The following is a 16,337-nucleotide window of genomic DNA, read 5'->3' on the forward strand; positions in this document are numbered from 1 at the left end:
CAAAGTTAGCTAAATAGATAACTTTATCCAAAGATAAAAACAGTTTTTTTATAAGCTACTTCAATTTATTTCCTTCGTCATCAAAATTCTTGCTAATTTCTTGCTCTGTTTTAATTACCGATACCGCTAACGACAATAACATAATCGCCATAGGTTGCCAGCTGATGGTTTTATTTAAAGAAACAAAAATTAACGATGCCACCAATGAAATACTCGAATATATTAAAAATTGTTTGGTAAAAAAGCTATTGGCAAATTGCCAAATTGTATCATTTTTGATGGTTTTATTGGTTCGGTATCCGTAGATTAAATTTATCTTTTTAGGTGGGAAAAAATAAAAGATAATACTGAATAAGAATAAAAATCCGTTTATGGAAAGTACGTAATAATAAGGGTTCATATTTATTTTTTAATTTATTTTAGTTATTTTTTAATTGAAGCTATTATTTCTTTTAAAAATAGATTCATATCGGCATTTTTGGTCAATCCTGTACGAACGATGACCAAATTTTCAGTGGGCAAAATAAACACATTCTGTCCTTTATACCCATTAAAAGAATACATATTTTTAGGAACATCAGCATATTTCCCGCCTGCATTTAACCAAATTTGCGCACCGTATTGCTTATCGGAAGTTGGGGTAGGCGTAGTGGCGTACTCTACCCAATCTTTATCAAAAAGATGTTTGCCATTCCACTGACCATTATGTAAGTATAAAAGCCCGAGTTTTGCCCAATCTCTAGTGGTTGCCCAGCCGTAAGATGAACCTACAAAGCTACCATTTGCATCAGTTTCGATAAGCATTGAATTCATGCCGATTTTATCAATTAAAGCGCTGTACCAATACTCTAAATATGCTTGATGTGTGCTAAATTTACTGCGGATAAGCCCCGAAATTAAATTGGTTGTTCCTGATGAATAATTCCAATTTTCGTTTGGTTTTGATGTTAAAGGCTTTTTTAATTGTGTTTTAGTCATGTCATTTTCTAGAAAAAGCATTTTTGTAGCATCGCAAATGCTGTTGTAATCTTCTTTCCAAGCCAAGCCTGAATTCATCTGTAATAAATTATGAAGCGCAATGTTTTTACGTTCATCGTTTTGCCATTCTTCAAATAAATTAGCAGCATTTATATTTATTTTGCCTTGACATTGCATAATTCCAACAATCGTACTGACAATGCTTTTAGTCATCGACCAACCTAATTGTTTGGAGTTTTTATCAAAACCATCGGCATATTTTTCGGCAATAATTTGATCTTTATAAATTACTAAAATCGATCGTGTTTTGTTTTTTGCATCAAAAAGAGTGTCAATAATCTTAGCTATTTTTTTATAGTTGATATTCTTAAAAATGCTGTCTTTCTGATTGGCATTTCCGTACGGAAAAGGCGTAGTATTATCGGGTTTACTACGTTTTGGAATGGGTGTTTTTTTAGTGATATCATAATCATCATTAATTAAAACAGCGCCTAAACCTTCACGATAAACGGCTTTTCGGGTTAATAAACCAAAAACGGAACCTGTTGCCGATTTTTCCTCGATATTTATTTCATCCGAAGTTAAATTTATTGGCGAAAAATTATTGTCGTTTTTATCGGTAAATTCTAAACTTCTACCCGCCAAAAAAACGGAGGAAGCGGTGTTTTTAGCCGAATATCCTGCTAGTATGTTTAACTTCGGATAATTTAAATAAACAAGAACGCCAAGTGCTAAAACACTAAAAAAAGTGATGAATAACACGATTTTCTTTAAATTTTTCATAAAAAACAGTTTTAACAAATGTAAGAATTTAATTGATTGATGTTTGTAATTGAAATACAACTGCTACCTTTGTTACAAATATTATTTTTTATGTTTATTGTAGATAAAATTAGAGCTGATTTCCCGATTCTTAACCGCGAGGTTCACGGAAAAAAATTAGTATATTTTGATAACGGAGCAACTTCTCAAACGCCACAAATTGTTATTGATGCTATTGTTGATTATTATTCAAATTACAATGCAAATATTCATCGAGGCGTGCATACGTTAAGCCAAGAAGCTACCGATAAATATGAAGAAGCGCGTTTAAAAGTGCAACAACATTTTAACGCTAAACATTCGTATGAAATTATTTTAACCGCAGGAACAACGCATAGTATTAATGTGGTTGCTTCGGGTTTTTCAGCTATTTTAAAAGCAGGAGATGAGGTAATTGTATCGTCTTTAGAGCATCATTCAAATATTGTTCCTTGGCAGATGCTTTGTGAAAAAACGGGGGCTATTTTAAAGGTAATTCCGATGAACCAAGATGGTTCTTTACGCATGGATATATATCATGAATTATTAAATGCAAACACTAAATTAGTGTTTTGTAATCATGTTTCAAATGCCTTAGGAATTATCAATCCGATTAAAGAAATTATTCATGCTGCACATAAATTCGGTGCCTATGTTTTAATTGATGGAGCGCAAGCAGTACCGCATATAAAACCAGATGTACAAGCCTTAGATGCTGATTTTTATGTAGCATCGGCACATAAAATGTGTGGACCTACAGGGGTTGGTGTATTGTACGGAAAAGAGGAATTGTTAAAATTATTACCGCCTTATCAAGGAGGTGGCGAAATGATTGAAACTGTAACTTTTGAAAAAACAACCTACGCAGGATTGCCTCATAAATTTGAAGCAGGAACGCCAAATATTTGCGGTGGAATTGCTTTTGGAGCGGCAATAGATTACTTAAATTCAATAGGTTTTGAAAATATCGCCAAACAAGAAAACGAATTATTAGCCTACGGAACACAAGAATTAGAAAAAATTGAAGGCTTAAAAATTTACGGAACAAGCGATAAAGTTGCTGTAATTTCTTTTAATTTAGAAGGAATTCATCCGTATGATGTAGGGGCAATTTTAGATAAATTAGGCGTTGCCGTTCGTACTGGGCATCATTGTGCGCAACCGATTATGAATTTTTACGGAATCCCTGGAACGGTTCGAGCATCGTTTGCTTTTTATAATACAAAACAAGAAATCGACGTTTTAGTAGCTTCTGTAAAAAGAGCCAAAATGATGTTGAGTTAATTTCTTTTTTTTAATAATTGAGTTTTATATATTAAAACACCTCACAGATTTTTAAATTCTGTGAGGTGTTTTTTATTATATATTATCTAGATATAAAATGAAGCAGAAATTCCTAGCCCCGATTGAAGCAATTGTTTGAGCTCTTTTTTTGATTTTTCTTCAAAAAAAAGCGAGTGCGGAAAGCGGGAAATAGCTTCAAATAATTTTTATAGTTCTTTTAATCTCTCGACATAAAAATTTGTAAAACATACCAAAATAACAGCATTAAAGAAGCAAATAATCCGATGGCGGCAGGGATATAGTCATCAGTAGAAAATTTGTGAACAAGGTTTGAGGTTTGGTATAAAATAGACCCCGCAGCTAGTACGCACATTCCTACAGAAAACCATAAACCAAGGTTAAAACCAAATAATGTTCCTGCAATTAATAAGGCAATGGCAATGAAAAAACCAATGCTTAAACCTGCTTTTATAAAGGAGAAATCTTTTTTGGTGATAAATACAATTGATGAAATTCCTGCAAATAATCCTAGGGTTACAATTCCTGCTTGCTTGATAATTTCAAAATTATTGGTGTATGAAATTGCCATGTAAATTAACGGAATAAAGATAAATGCTTCGGCAAATACATAGCCGGAATAGGCTAAATATTGTAAGTTTTTGTCAGTTGTTTTTAAGGCGGTGCTTTCGGCATAATTGGTTATTAGCATAAAACCACCGAGCAATAACAGCCACTTGTAGCCTTGTGTCATTGATAATGCAAATTCGACAATGCTGGCGTTTTGCAATAATAAATATTCAAAAAAGATAAATAATAATACGCCTAAACCAACGTGTGCGTATGTTTTTTTGTAAAAAGAAACGCGGTCTGTTGCTGATAATTGCCCTACGCGAATTTTGTTGTTAAATGAGTTTTCCATGAAAATTTTTTAAGATAAAATGTAAATGTAAAGGTATGTTTTTTAAGCGAAATTTAATTTTTGTTTTACTTTTTGAAAAAACCTTTTTTATAGTTTTTGTTCTATAATTATTTATTTAATCAAGGGCTGTCTGTGTCTTGAATTTGTTTTACTTTTATCAAAAAAAAAATTTTACATTTTGAAAAATATTAAATTTCCGACACCACATACTATTTTGTTATTAATAGCTGGTTTGGTGGCACTTTTAACTTGGTTTATTCCTGCGGGTAAATTTGATACTTTGCAGTATCAAAAAAGTAGTAATTCGTTTACATATTCACATTTAGAAGAGCAAAAAACACTTCCTGCAACCCAAGAATCATTAGCGGAATTAGGGATTAAAATTCCTTTAGAAAAATTTACAAAAGGCGATATTTCTAAACCGATTAGTGTGCCAGGAACTTACACCGAATTACCTGCGCAACCTCAAGGAGTTTTGGCTTTTTTTAAATCGCCAATAAGAGGAATTACCCAATCGTCAGACATTATTTTGTTTGTGTTAATTTTAGGAGGTGTTATCGGAATTATGAATTTTACGGGTGCTTTTGATGCAGGAATTGCATGGCTGGCAAAAAAATTAAAAGGGAAAGAATATTGGTTGATTTTTGTGGTAACAAGTTTAATAGCCGCGGGTGGAACTACCTTCGGATTGGCAGAAGAAACCATTGCTTTTTACCCGATTTTAATTCCTATATTTTTGGCGGCAAGATACGATGCTATTGTTGCTTTAGCCTGTGTTTATATAGGTTCGTCTATTGGAACTATGTGTTCAACAGTAAACCCGTTTAGTGTTATTATTGCTTCGGATGCAGCAGGAATTAACTGGACAACAGGTTTTACAGGAAGGTTATTAATGCTGGTTTGTGGAATTGTTATTTGTGTTATTTATATTTTACGTTATGCCAATAAAGTTCAAAAAGATCCTACAAAATCAATTATTTACGATCAAAAAGAAATGATTGAAAATATCTTTGGAAGTAGTACTTCTGATACCCATGTTTTAACAGGAAGATTGCGTATTATATTAACTGTTTTTACGCTTTGTTTTGTAGTAATGATTTACGGAGTTTCTCGTTTAGAATGGTGGTTTGAAGAAATGACTGTGGTCTTTTTAGTAGGGGCAATCCTTATTGGTTTTTTAGCCAAAATGAAGGAGGAAAATTTTGTAACAACCTTTATAAAAGGCGCAAATGATTTGTTGGGTGTTGCGTTTATTATTGGAATCGCACGAGGGGTTTCAATATTGATGGAACAAGGATTAATTAGCGATACTATTTTACAAAATGCTAGTGAATTTACTACAGGAATGCCAAAAGGAATTTTTGCAAACGTGTTATTGTTTATTTATTCGGGCTTATCATTTTTTATTCCAAGTTCGTCAGGAATGGCGGTTTTAACCATGCCGATAATGTCGCCACTAGCCGATACGGTTGGTATTGGACGTGAAATTATTGTCAATACTTATTTATACGGAATGGGGTTATTTTCGTTTATCAACCCAACAGGATTAATTTTAGCTTCTTTGGCAATTGTAAAAGTTGGTTATGATAGATGGCTGAAATTTGCACTTCCTTTGGTTATTATTTTAACAATTTTCACCATGATTTCTTTAACAATTCAGGTATATTTATAAAGGATGAAATAGAAACAAAGAGTCGCCAAGGTAATTTTATCAGCAATAAAACTGAATTATATTTAGGGAAATATTGTTGAAATTACCTTGGTTATTTTTTTAAGCTGTTACTTCAATTAATTTATTTCGATAAACGGTTAATAATTTTGATTTCGAGATAAAACCATAATATTTATCTTCTTTTATAACAGGTAAATTCCAAGCGCCACTTTTTTGAAATTTTTGCATAATATCGGTCATTTTATCTTTTTCGATGTTAATAACTGCTGGAGGGTTGTGCATTAATTCTCTGGCAAAAACAGCATCGTAAAGCGTTTGATCAAACATAATTGGTCTTATATCATCTACTAAAATAATGCCTAATAATTTGTTGTTTTCTTCGCTAATTACAGGGAAAATATTTCGGTTAGATTTTACAACAGCTTTATGAACAATAGCTCCTAAACTCATTTCAGGATGCAGGGTAACAAAGTTTTTTTCAATAACAGTATCCATATCCATTAGCGTTAAAACGGCGTGGTCTTTATTATGAGTAATTAATTCCCCTTTTCTGCCTAATTCCATTGCGTACACCGAATGCGGATGGACATATTTGGTAATTGAATAAGAAATTGCTGCTGTTATCATTAATGGAATAAAGAGTTCGTAACCGCCTGTTACTTCAGCAATTAAAAAAATAGCGGTAAGCGGAGCGTGTAAAACACCTGCCATTAAACCCGTCATTCCGACCAATGTAAAATTACTTTCAGAAACAGCATTGTTAAAAAAACCGCTGCTATTAATTGTTTTAGCAACCACATTTCCTACAATACTTCCCATAAATAAGGAGGGCGCAAAAATACCACCAACACCTCCTGCACCAAAAGTTAATGCGCTGGCAATAACTTTAAAAAACACCAACCCTAAAAGCAATAATATAACGATCCAAACATTTGTTAAGTCTAGGTTTATAAAATTGTTTTGCAATGCCTTTTCTGGGTTTCCGTTGATTAAATTATTGATGGTATCAAAACCTTCTCCGTATAATGGCGGAATAAAATAAAGTAAAATTCCAAGCCCAATTCCTCCAATTAAAAACCTTTTTATTGGAGAATCTATTTTGTCAAAAAAATTATGAATACGGTCATAAACTTCAGTGAAATAAATGGAAGTTACGCCTGTTACAATTCCTAAGAAAATAAAAAAAGGAACGTCATTTATAGTGAAAATATCTTCGATTTTAAAAGGAAGTAATACATCTGATCCTAAAAAGAAATAAGAGGTTATAATTGCCGAAATAGAGGCTAACAATAAAGGCAACATCGAAGCGATTGTTAAGTCTAAACTGAAAACTTCAATGGCAAAAATAATGGCGGCAATTGGTGCTTTAAAAATAGCAGACATTGCACCTGCTGCTGCACAGCCAATTAATAAAGTTCGGGTTGTTTGATTTAAATGAAGCCATCGAGAAATATTAGAACTAATAGCCGCAGCTGTTGCTACGGTTGGTCCTTCAAGCCCTACCGAACCTCCAAAACCAACGGTAATTGGGGCTGTTAAAACAGAACCAATCATTTGATATCGTTTCATAATTCCTTTGCGTTTAGAAATTGCAAAAAGTGTAGATGGAATACCGTGGCTAACCTTATTTCTGATAATATATTTAATGGTTAAATACACAATTCCAAGACCGATAATAGGAAAAACAAAGTAAAACGCATGGTGGTAATACCGCACTAAATTTCCTTCTAATAAATGTTGAAAAAAATGTGTTAAGTTTTTTAAAACAATAGCGCCAATACCTGATAAAAAACCAATAAGAATGGTTAAAATATAAATAAATTGACGTTGAGAAATATTCTTGGTGCGCCAAATTAAAAATTTGGTAAACGCTTTTTTAAATTTCGGGAATTTCATTTTGTAAGAGGCAAATAGCTACAGCAAAAGTACTTGAAATCATCAACAATAACGTGTTTTATTAACGTAGAGTTTTAATTGTTTTTAAGTTGTTATTTTAAAGGTAAAGTCTTAAAAAGTTAATTATTTTCTTGATTACCAATATCTTTTATTAAAGAAAAAGCAACATAAATAATAAAACCACCACTTAATACAATACAAATCCACATAAAAATAGTGGTTTGCCAAAAAGGGGTGTTTTTAGGAAATACGGTTTTACTTTTGTTTTTAGAAAATGATGTAATACTTGTTTCTGCTATGTTTTTTGTTGTCGATGAAATGAAATTTCCTAAATCGTAGGACGGTTTTGTTAAGGTAGCATCAACTATTATGTTGTAATTATTTGCTTTCTTTAAATTAGCAATTAAATAAATTGGCTTCTGAAATAACTGAATATTTTCTATTGCTAAATCAGGATTATCTTTATTTTGAATCTCGATAATAAACTCTTTTTCATTTAAATTATTAAAAGTAAATGAGTTTTTATTTTTAGAATTTAACTGAAAAGAAGCGATAGTTTCTGTATAAGTTTCTACACGTTTTTTAATTTTTCGTTCTCTTTTTACAAGAATTTTAGCATTTCTTAGAAAAAAATCGGAATCAATTTTAAAAGAAATACTATTTATTTTATGTGAATTTTCAGCCGTAAATTTAAGTTGTGTAACCTTTTTCTTTTTTTCGGTAGAAATAGCTTTTTGTTTGTATTGATTTATCTGAATAGCATTTTGAGTAAAAATTTCACTTTTATAAACTCCAGCTTCCAAAATATTTATGGGTAAGGAGTTTTTATCATCAAAATTAATGCGTAAAAAAGGATAGGTATTTAAAGGAAAATTAATAGTTTGCTCTAAAAATATTTTTCCTGAAGCTGTTTTTTTAGGTGCGTTTTTAGGCGATAAAATACGATTAGAAATTAATCCAAACCATTCAGAACCATTGTCACTTCCGTAGACATTATAGCTTTTTCTGATTTTTGTATTGGCGATTTTAAGTGTAATACTAGCTATTTTTTCTGCGGATTTATTTTCTATTACAATTGAAGTTACAGAATCTTTAATAACATTTTTTGATGCTATTTTAAGTTGCTCAAAAGTTGAGAATTTTTTATCATTATTATAAATTAAAACATACGGAATATCCTTTTTTAATGAATCTTTAATTCGTAAAAAATTGTAATTTTCATTGCTAACAGCTCTAACTTTTATTGGTAGCATTATTTTATGTAACCCGTTTTCATTTATCGAATTAATACTACCTGTATAATTTTGAGCAAAAGTAGTAAGAGAAACAAAAAAGGTAATTAATAAACTATATTTCATCATCTGTATTTTTATTTTCGGTGGTTTCATCAACAACTAATTTTTTTAATTTTTGATACACAAAAGAAATTATCAATATTAAAACTCCTAATAATATAAAAGCAATAATTTTTCCTGTTTCTGAAACATTTTTAATATCGTAGATAAAAAGTTTCAAAATAGTGAATCCAAGTAAAGAAAGTGCTATTACTCGTAAATTTTTCCATTGTTTTTTTATCCCAATAATTAAAAATATAAAAGAAAAAACTCCCCAAAGTATTGGATATCCTATTTTAATAATTTGTGTTTTTGTCGCTGATATTTGGCTGTGTACAAAATTACTTTTAGCGTAAAAATCATTTTCTGATTCAGGGAATTTTTCAGATAAAGCTACTGTATCAACAGAATTTGAAAGATGTAAACCATGTATCATTATTTCATTACTTAAAATATATACAATGGCAAAAGTAAATATCCAAGGCAACCATTTACGTTGTTTTGGTTTTATCTTAAATAATAAATCGGATGCACTATATAGTTGATATCCAAAATAAATTAAACAACTTAAAATAATGTAATGAAAGTAAAAAGCATAGTTTGTATCAGTGTTTTCTACGAAGTTTTCAATTAATTCGTTTGCTGGTAATTTGTAAAAATTAATAATATAAAGTACTGTTGAAATAAGACCTACAATCAAAATTCCTTTTGAAATATTTTTATTTTTTAATATTGGTGCGATATATAATACGATCGTAATAAATATAAAATGATATGTTACAGGAAAAGAGAATGCAGAAAAAGTGTTCTTTAAAAACTGATAAGCTTGATAATTTACTTCTAAAATACCCGTAAAATAGGTTATTAAAATTGTAATTATTAAAAGGATATTTCGATAAGAATTAATATTTATAGAAAAGTATTTTATAACGACTTCTTTCTCTTTTTTTAATAACCAATACGTTAAAAATAACGAACAACTAACTACTAAACCTGCAATAAATAACGGATTTAAAATGACGTTTAAATCTTTTGTAAAGCTGTATTTATCCCAATCTAAAAATAAACTGATAAGTGTTAAAACTTGTATTATAAATCCACCAATTTTAAAGGTGTTTATTTTTGATTTTTGAGATAACCAAAATAATAAAACAGCTTCCGAAGCCCAAAAAAGAGTAATAATATTACCTTCAAATTGAATTGGAATTGTTAACGTAACAAAAGTTAAAGCAAGTCCGATTAATAGATAAATAGCGTTTTTATCTAATCCGAATTTTTTATATAAAACAGTAGCGTAAGCAATGTTATAAAGTGCCAATAATAAGGTGAATAATCCTGTTAAATTTGATTCTAAATCATTTAAAATTAACATTCCTAATCCGAAAAACACAAAGGTATTTGCTACTAAAATAAAATATTCTATCGTAGAAAAAACACCTTTATTTCTAAGGTTATTCAAAACAATTGTAATACTAAATATAAAATAGAATAAGGTTGCAAAAGTTAAAGCTCCTGTGTGTGAAAATGTATTGCTACCTATTTTTAAACCACACCAACTTCCGAATAATATTGTTGTAAATATAAAAGATAATATTGTTGAAATTCGCCATTTTTTAAAATAAGAAATTCCTAATATTCCGATGTTTAAAATAGCAATGTAAGTAAATAACACGACATAATTACCTTCTCCCGTACTTACCATAAATGGAGCTGAAAATCCACCAATTAAGGATAAAACAGCGAGTTCTTGTCGATTATAAGAAACCGCAACAAGCGTACTAAAAATGGTTATTACCGTCATAATAGCAAAAGCTACAGTTTGACTAAATAACTGATATTCATGAAAAGCAATATAAATAGTAAAGTAAAAAATACTAATAGCTCCCGCAACTAAAACAGAACTAAAAGAGGTGTAATTTTTCTTTAATTTATGTGCAATTGCCATAATTAATGAACCACATAAAACACCAATTCCAACTCTTGCAGGTTCGTTTATCCAATCTTTATCGATGGCATATTTCACGAAAAAACTAATTCCTAAGACTAAAATTAAGATTCCAAGTTTATTAATCAGATTTTCACCGATGAACTTTTCTAAATCAGGATTTTTCTCTTTAAATCTTTCAAAAAATGATTTTTTAGGAATTGATTTTATTTTCTCTTTAATTGGTTTTTCTATTATTTTTTTATCCTCTAAAATAGGTTTTGTTTTTAAAGAATTAGTAACAGAAGATATTATAATTTCCTCTTTTTTAGGAGTAGGAATTATTGGATTTACTGTTTTAGTTACTTTAGGAATTATGATTTTTTCTTCTTCGGATGCTATATTTTTATTAGCTACAACCGTATTTTTTGAAAAAATTTCTTTTTGTAAATCTGTAATTGTTTTATTGAGTTCTTCAAATTTTTTGTTGATATTTTTATTGATAAAATAAAAACAGAGTAAGGGTATTATAAAGTATAAAAATTCCATAGCGTATCATTTTGAATTTCACATCAAATGTAAACCTTTATAATTACACCAATTTTTGATGTCATCAAAAGGAAAAAACACGCATATAAAGACTCTTATTATTCGTTTTCTGATATTTTTTAGATAAAAACTGAATCAATACTATTATTCTTCTAAATTTGTAAGTCAGCTATAAAAGAAGAAAAAACATGACGGTATACGATCTTATAAACATACTTACCACCAATTCGGGTAATATTCTTAATTATTATATATTGTTGTTTGTAATAATATTAATAGGACTTTTATTTTCAAATATGATTCGTCCTAAATCGCCAATTTTATATGTGTATAGCGTTTTAATATACGCTATAGCGATACCAGGTCTTTTAAGTATTATTTTAGTTGTTTATAACTTTTTCTTTTTGCGTAAAAATTTAATGCAACTTCAATTAGTTACGTATTATTTACCGATAATAGCCATGATATTATTGTTTTTAATTATCAAAAAAACACTTCCTTTAAAAGAAATCCCTGGTTTTGATAAATTATCAGGGCTGTTTATCATCTTATTTATCACCTTTTTAATTACATATTTTATTCAAAAAGCAATTATAGGAGTTTTCTTTATTGGTAGTTTTACACAGCTTATAGCTATATTTTTAGTCTTATTAGTAGTTTTAAAATTAGGATGGAATAAGTTGGTAAAGTAATCAAGGAACATAAAGGCTTTTTAGTTGGTTAATTTTTTTAAATTTGTTAAAACTAGAGTAACTATGTTAAAAAATTTAAAATCGCTATTTTTTACTGAAGATGAAAGTAAAGAAGAGAAGAAAAAGGAGGTAGTTTCAAAAGAAATACCAAAAACATCAGCGGAAAAAGTAAGTACTATAAATAAATCAGCACCTATAAATTTTAATGCTACTGGTAGTGTTGATAATGCTATTGTAGAAAAATTATTAGCTGCAATTGAAAACAATAATTTAGATGGTTTTGATTATTTAGAGTTTAAAAAAGCCTTAAAAGCTTTAGATAAAATTCCAATGGACGAGGCTACAAAATACCGTTCAACCTATGCGGCAGCTTCTACAATGGGCGCAACTTTAGAGACTTTATTAGAAACTATAAAACATTATATAGGCGTTTTAGATACTGAAAATAAAACTTTTACAAAAGCTTTTGAAGGGCAATTGGTCGCTAAAGTAGGAAATAAACAAAAGGAAATTACCCAGTTTGAAGCGGTTGTTAACGAAAAATCAGCAAAAATAAAGCAGTTAACAAACGAAATTACAACGCATCAAAATCAAATAGAAGAATTAAAAAAATTGATAGCTGATAGTAGTCATAAGATTACTAAAACTCAAAATGATTTTAAAATTTCTTATTTGCATTTAAGAACACAAATAGAGCAAGATGCTCAAAAAATAAAAGAATACATAAAATAAAAGAATGGAAAATTTTACACCCAAATCTTTTTGGGAAAAACCAGAAGGAAAAACAGGAATGTTTTTTACAGCTTTATTAGCAGGAGGGAGTATGTATTTTTTATACAAAGCATTGCCTTATCTTATTAATATTGTTGAAAACACCTTACATTTAGGATTACTTTTAGCAGGTTTAGGAGCGTTAATTTATATGATTTTAGATCCTAAAATGCGTAACCTTATTTTTTACATGTACAAATCGTTTATGCGATGGATTACAGGTTTGTTTATTTTGATTGATCCGATAGGAATTTTAAAAAGTTATATTGATGATTTAAAAGATAACTTAAAGAAAATGAACAAACAAATTGCTGTTTTAAAAGGTCAAATGAGAAGGCTACAGCAAATAATGAATGAGAATAAAAAGAATATCAATAACAATTTAAAGCTTGCAAGTGCGGCAAAAGAGAAAGATAAAAAAGGAATTATGATTCTGAAATCTCGTAAAGCAGGGAGATTAAGAGAATCTAATTTAAAGCTAGATGAGTTGTACAGAAAAATGGAAATTTTATACAGAGTATTAACAAAAATGTATGAAAATTCTGAAATTTTAGTAGAAGATATTGAAGACCAAGTACTGGTCAAAGAACAAGAACGTAAAGCAATACGTGCGAGTCATTCCGCTATGAAATCGGCAATGAATATTATTTCAGGTAACAACGATAAAAAAGAAATGTTCGATAGAGCTTTAGAAGCAATTGCTGATGATGTGAGCATGAAAATTGGTGAAATGGAACGTTTTATGGAAATGTCAAACGGTTTTATGGATTCTATCGATTTACAAAACGGAATTTTTGAAGAAGAAGGTTTAGAATTATTAGATAAATGGGAAAAAGAAGGTGTTTCTTTAATCCTTGGAAATCAAAAAGATTTATTAGTAAACGATAGCCATAGTGTCGATTTAGATGCACCAACTTTCAAGCAAACTAAAAATCATAACAATCAATATTCAGATTTATTCAACTTTTAAATATTTATAATTAAAAAATAATATTAAAATAAAAATTATGGCAGGACAAAAATTAACTCCATTATCCAAAATATTAATCGTTGCAGTAATTATTGGCGGTGTTTATTTCTTACTAAATAAATTAAGAGATCCAAAAATTAAAGATAAAATAAATGAAGTAACTGCTAATGATAGTTCAGAAACCAAAGAAGGATATCAAGATGTCTTAAATATCGGAGTTGTTACTTGGGGAGGTTATGCAGGTGGACAATATTTTAATGAAGGGTTTAAAGCAAATACAAATTCTCGATTTTATAAAGATTACGGATTTAAAGTAAATTTTAAAGTAATTGATGATTTTGATGCTTCTCGTGATGCTTTTAAAAATGGCGATATCGATTTAATGTGGGCAACTATTGATGCTTTTCCTACCGAAGTTGCAGGATTATCGCAATATCAACCTCAAGTTGTTTTTCAAGCAGATTGGAGTCGTGGAGGAGATGCAATTGTTGCACGTAGAGGAATTAATAAAGTAAGCGATTTAAGAGGGAAGAAAATTGCAGTAGCACCAATGACACCATCGCACTCGTTTTTAATTTGGTTACTAGAAGCAGGAGATATCAGTGTAAAAGATGTTAAAATTATAGAAGTACCAAGTGCTATTGATGCTGCCGATGCTTTTAAAAGTGGAACTGTAGATGCAGCTGTTGTTTGGAGTCCTGATGATGCTGATTGTATTAAAAAAGTTGCAGGAGCTAGCGTTTTAGAAAGTACTAAAAATGCAACACATATTATTGCTGATGTTTTTGTCGCTAAAAAAGATTTTATCGAAAACAATAAAGAACAATTAAGAGAATTATACGAAGGTTGGATGATTGGAGCTTCTGAACTTAATAATTCGGATGCTAATAAAAAGAAAGCCGCTAAAATTTTAGCAGAAGGTTTATCGCAACCAGAAGATTTTTGTTATGATGCGATTAATAATGTACGTTTAGCGACCCATGGAGATAATCAAAATTTCTTCGGATTAAATAATAATTACAACGGTGTAACAGGAGAGAATTTATATAATAAAATGAAAGTAAAGTATCAAAATTTAGGATACAATACTTCAGGTGCAAAAAGTTGGAGATTACTTTCTACAAAAGATTTAGTAACAAAAACAACTTCTTTAACTGGTGCAAATCATGTTTCAGAAAAAGAAAAACAATTTTCTGTAGCTAATGATAAATTAACTAAAAAAGCATCTTTATCATCAAAAAAAGTAAGTATCAGTTTTAGAACTGGTCAGTTTATTTTAAGCGATAATGCAAAGCAATTAATAGATGTACAATTTACGCCAATAGCAAAAGCCTTTGCAAATACACGCATCCGTATTGAAGGAAATACAGATAATGTTGGAAAAAGAAGTTCTAATGTTTTGCTTTCTAGACGAAGAGCTCAGTCGGTTGCTAATTATTTAATCGATCAACATAATATGCCTAAAAATAGATTTATCATTTTAGGAAATGGTCCTGATAAACCAATTGCTGGTTGCGAGAGAAATCAGAATAAAGATTGTCAAGCAAAAAATAGAAGAACCGATTTTGAATTAGTTGTAGACTAATGAACTATAAAAAATTATTTGAGTTACGAGGAGAACTCACATCGAAAGAAAAAATTACGCTAACCATTTTGGGAAGCGTAATTCTTATTTTGTTTTGGTTTGTATTAGCGGAAGTTTTATCTAAAACTATCATCACCCAAAACGACACGATCTCACCTATTTCTTTATCCGAAGAAAATAGAAAATACTACGAAAGCGATTCACTTTTAGTAGCTAATTACACACTTTTAGAAACAAAAAGTATTGAAAAACTAACACAGTACGGTTTAGTTAAAAACAAAGTATATCCTATTTTACCTTCGCCAATAAAAGTAATCAAAGCTTTTCCTGAATTAAATAAAGATGATGATGTTATTGGAAATACTTTTTTATCAATTAAATTAAATCTTTTAGGATATTTATTAGCAATTATTATTGCAATTCCTGTTGGTTTTCTTTTAGGATTAATTCCGCTTTTTAGAGGTTTGTTTAGCAAAATAATTGATTCATATCGTTTTATTCCGCTAACAGCTGTAACAGGGATTTTTATTATGTGGCTCGGTTTAGGAAGTCAAATGAAAGTCAGTTTTTTAGCTTTTGGTATTATAGTTTATTTAATTCCTGTTGTAGTTCAACGTATTGATGAAGTTCGAAAAGTATATTTAAACACTGTTTTTACTTTAGGAGCAACACCATGGCAAACCATAAAATCGGTATATATGCCGTATGTGTTTTCAAAATTAATTGATGATATTCGAGTTTTAACTGCTATTTCGTGGACATATATTACCATTGTAGAAATGCTAAATAAAGGCGGTGGAATTGGTGAATTAATTTGGACAGCAAAAAGACAAAGTAGAATAGATAAGGCGTTTGCAATATTAATAATCATTGTTATTATCGGAGTAATACAAGACCGATTATTTGTAATTATAGATAAACTATTGTTTCCTTACAAACACATTAATAAAAACAAACGTTAA

General features: G+C 29.7%; 13 protein-coding genes. 7 read left to right on the top strand and 6 right to left on the bottom strand.

The window, feature by feature from the left end; translation table 11 throughout:
• Positions 1-55: 55 nt before the first annotated feature.
• Together L0U77_RS09860 and L0U77_RS09865 are read right to left on the bottom strand one after the other, a co-directional pair.
• Complete coding sequence (locus L0U77_RS09860) at positions 56-400, bottom strand: SdpI family protein (RefSeq protein ID WP_058886025.1); 345 nt, start codon at positions 398-400, stop codon at positions 56-58.
• A 23-nt stretch (positions 401-423) separates the two neighbouring features.
• Positions 424-1,761 carry a serine hydrolase domain-containing protein gene (locus L0U77_RS09865; RefSeq protein ID WP_233901113.1) on the bottom strand — a complete coding sequence of 446 codons (1,338 nt, stop codon included), beginning with the start codon at positions 1,759-1,761 and terminating at the stop codon, positions 424-426.
• 90 nt (positions 1,762-1,851) lie between these two features.
• Here L0U77_RS09865 and L0U77_RS09870 point away from each other — a divergent pair, with 90 nt between their 5' ends.
• Positions 1,852-3,063, top strand: a complete 1,212-nt coding sequence (locus tag L0U77_RS09870; RefSeq protein WP_233897521.1) for an aminotransferase class V-fold PLP-dependent enzyme — start codon at positions 1,852-1,854, stop codon at positions 3,061-3,063.
• 217 nt (positions 3,064-3,280) lie between these two features.
• Here the strand turns inward: L0U77_RS09870 and L0U77_RS09875 are convergent, their stop codons facing one another.
• Positions 3,281-3,982, bottom strand: coding sequence for a Bax inhibitor-1/YccA family protein (locus L0U77_RS09875; protein WP_101918390.1), 702 nt, complete (start codon positions 3,980-3,982; stop codon positions 3,281-3,283).
• A 178-nt stretch (positions 3,983-4,160) separates the two neighbouring features.
• Here L0U77_RS09875 and L0U77_RS09880 point away from each other — a divergent pair, with 178 nt between their 5' ends.
• Positions 4,161-5,654 carry a YfcC family protein gene (locus L0U77_RS09880; RefSeq protein WP_233897520.1) on the top strand — a complete coding sequence of 498 codons (1,494 nt, stop codon included), beginning with the start codon at positions 4,161-4,163 and terminating at the stop codon, positions 5,652-5,654.
• 99 nt (positions 5,655-5,753) lie between these two features.
• On the opposite strand, the gene L0U77_RS09885 is transcribed toward L0U77_RS09880, so the two are convergent.
• From L0U77_RS09885 to L0U77_RS09895, 3 genes are all read right to left on the bottom strand, one after another.
• Positions 5,754-7,550, bottom strand: coding sequence for a chloride channel protein (locus L0U77_RS09885; RefSeq protein WP_233883053.1), 1,797 nt, complete (start codon positions 7,548-7,550; stop codon positions 5,754-5,756).
• A gap of 119 nt (positions 7,551-7,669) precedes the next feature.
• Positions 7,670-8,938: a hypothetical protein gene (locus L0U77_RS09890; protein ID WP_233901114.1), complete on the bottom strand. Its 1,269-nt coding sequence runs from the start codon at positions 8,936-8,938 to the stop codon at positions 7,670-7,672.
• Positions 8,898-11,357, bottom strand: a complete 2,460-nt coding sequence (locus tag L0U77_RS09895; protein WP_233901115.1) for a DUF2339 domain-containing protein — start codon at positions 11,355-11,357, stop codon at positions 8,898-8,900. The genes L0U77_RS09890 and L0U77_RS09895 overlap by 41 nt, the downstream gene beginning before the upstream one ends.
• A gap of 188 nt (positions 11,358-11,545) precedes the next feature.
• On the opposite strand from L0U77_RS09895, the gene L0U77_RS09900 reads away from it, so the two are divergent.
• From L0U77_RS09900 to L0U77_RS09920, 5 genes are all read left to right on the top strand, one after another.
• Positions 11,546-12,049, top strand: a complete 504-nt coding sequence (locus L0U77_RS09900) for a hypothetical protein (RefSeq protein WP_233901116.1) — start codon at positions 11,546-11,548, stop codon at positions 12,047-12,049.
• Between the two features lie 63 nt (positions 12,050-12,112).
• Positions 12,113-12,781 carry a hypothetical protein gene (locus tag L0U77_RS09905; RefSeq protein WP_233901117.1) on the top strand — a complete coding sequence of 223 codons (669 nt, stop codon included), beginning with the start codon at positions 12,113-12,115 and terminating at the stop codon, positions 12,779-12,781.
• 4 nt (positions 12,782-12,785) lie between these two features.
• On the top strand, positions 12,786-13,790 hold the full coding sequence (locus L0U77_RS09910; protein WP_058886015.1) for a PspA/IM30 family protein: 1,005 nt from the start codon (positions 12,786-12,788) through the stop codon (positions 13,788-13,790).
• A 37-nt stretch (positions 13,791-13,827) separates the two neighbouring features.
• Positions 13,828-15,375 carry a phosphate ABC transporter substrate-binding/OmpA family protein gene (locus L0U77_RS09915; RefSeq protein ID WP_233901118.1) on the top strand — a complete coding sequence of 516 codons (1,548 nt, stop codon included), beginning with the start codon at positions 13,828-13,830 and terminating at the stop codon, positions 15,373-15,375.
• The gene (locus L0U77_RS09920) at positions 15,375-16,337 is read left to right on the top strand and encodes an ABC transporter permease (RefSeq protein ID WP_233899910.1); all 963 of its coding nucleotides are present in this window, start codon (positions 15,375-15,377) and stop codon (positions 16,335-16,337) included. The genes L0U77_RS09915 and L0U77_RS09920 overlap by 1 nt, the downstream gene beginning before the upstream one ends.

Origin of the sequence: Tenacibaculum piscium, assembly GCF_021390715.1 — a bacterium.
Lineage (GTDB): Bacteria > Bacteroidota > Bacteroidia > Flavobacteriales > Flavobacteriaceae > Polaribacter > Polaribacter piscius.

Bases quoted from the DNA above. Each gene is read 5' to 3' on its own strand.
- L0U77_RS09910 (WP_058886015.1), top strand. From the start codon at position 12,786: ATGGAAAATTTTACACCCAAATCTTTTTGGGAAAAACCAGAAGGAAAA.
- L0U77_RS09870 (WP_233897521.1), top strand. From the start codon at position 1,852: ATGTTTATTGTAGATAAAATTAGAGCTGATTTCCCGATTCTTAACCGC.
- L0U77_RS09915 (WP_233901118.1), top strand. From the start codon at position 13,828: ATGGCAGGACAAAAATTAACTCCATTATCCAAAATATTAATCGTTGCA.
- L0U77_RS09865 (WP_233901113.1), bottom strand. From the start codon at position 1,761: ATGAAAAATTTAAAGAAAATCGTGTTATTCATCACTTTTTTTAGTGTT.
- L0U77_RS09905 (WP_233901117.1), top strand. From the start codon at position 12,113: ATGTTAAAAAATTTAAAATCGCTATTTTTTACTGAAGATGAAAGTAAA.
- L0U77_RS09890 (WP_233901114.1), bottom strand. From the start codon at position 8,938: ATGAAACCACCGAAAATAAAAATACAGATGATGAAATATAGTTTATTA.
- L0U77_RS09860 (WP_058886025.1), bottom strand. From the start codon at position 400: ATGAACCCTTATTATTACGTACTTTCCATAAACGGATTTTTATTCTTA.
- L0U77_RS09920 (WP_233899910.1), top strand. From the start codon at position 15,375: ATGAACTATAAAAAATTATTTGAGTTACGAGGAGAACTCACATCGAAA.
- L0U77_RS09900 (WP_233901116.1), top strand. From the start codon at position 11,546: ATGACGGTATACGATCTTATAAACATACTTACCACCAATTCGGGTAAT.
- L0U77_RS09885 (WP_233883053.1), bottom strand. From the start codon at position 7,550: ATGAAATTCCCGAAATTTAAAAAAGCGTTTACCAAATTTTTAATTTGG.
- L0U77_RS09895 (WP_233901115.1), bottom strand. From the start codon at position 11,357: ATGGAATTTTTATACTTTATAATACCCTTACTCTGTTTTTATTTTATC.
- L0U77_RS09875 (WP_101918390.1), bottom strand. From the start codon at position 3,982: ATGGAAAACTCATTTAACAACAAAATTCGCGTAGGGCAATTATCAGCA.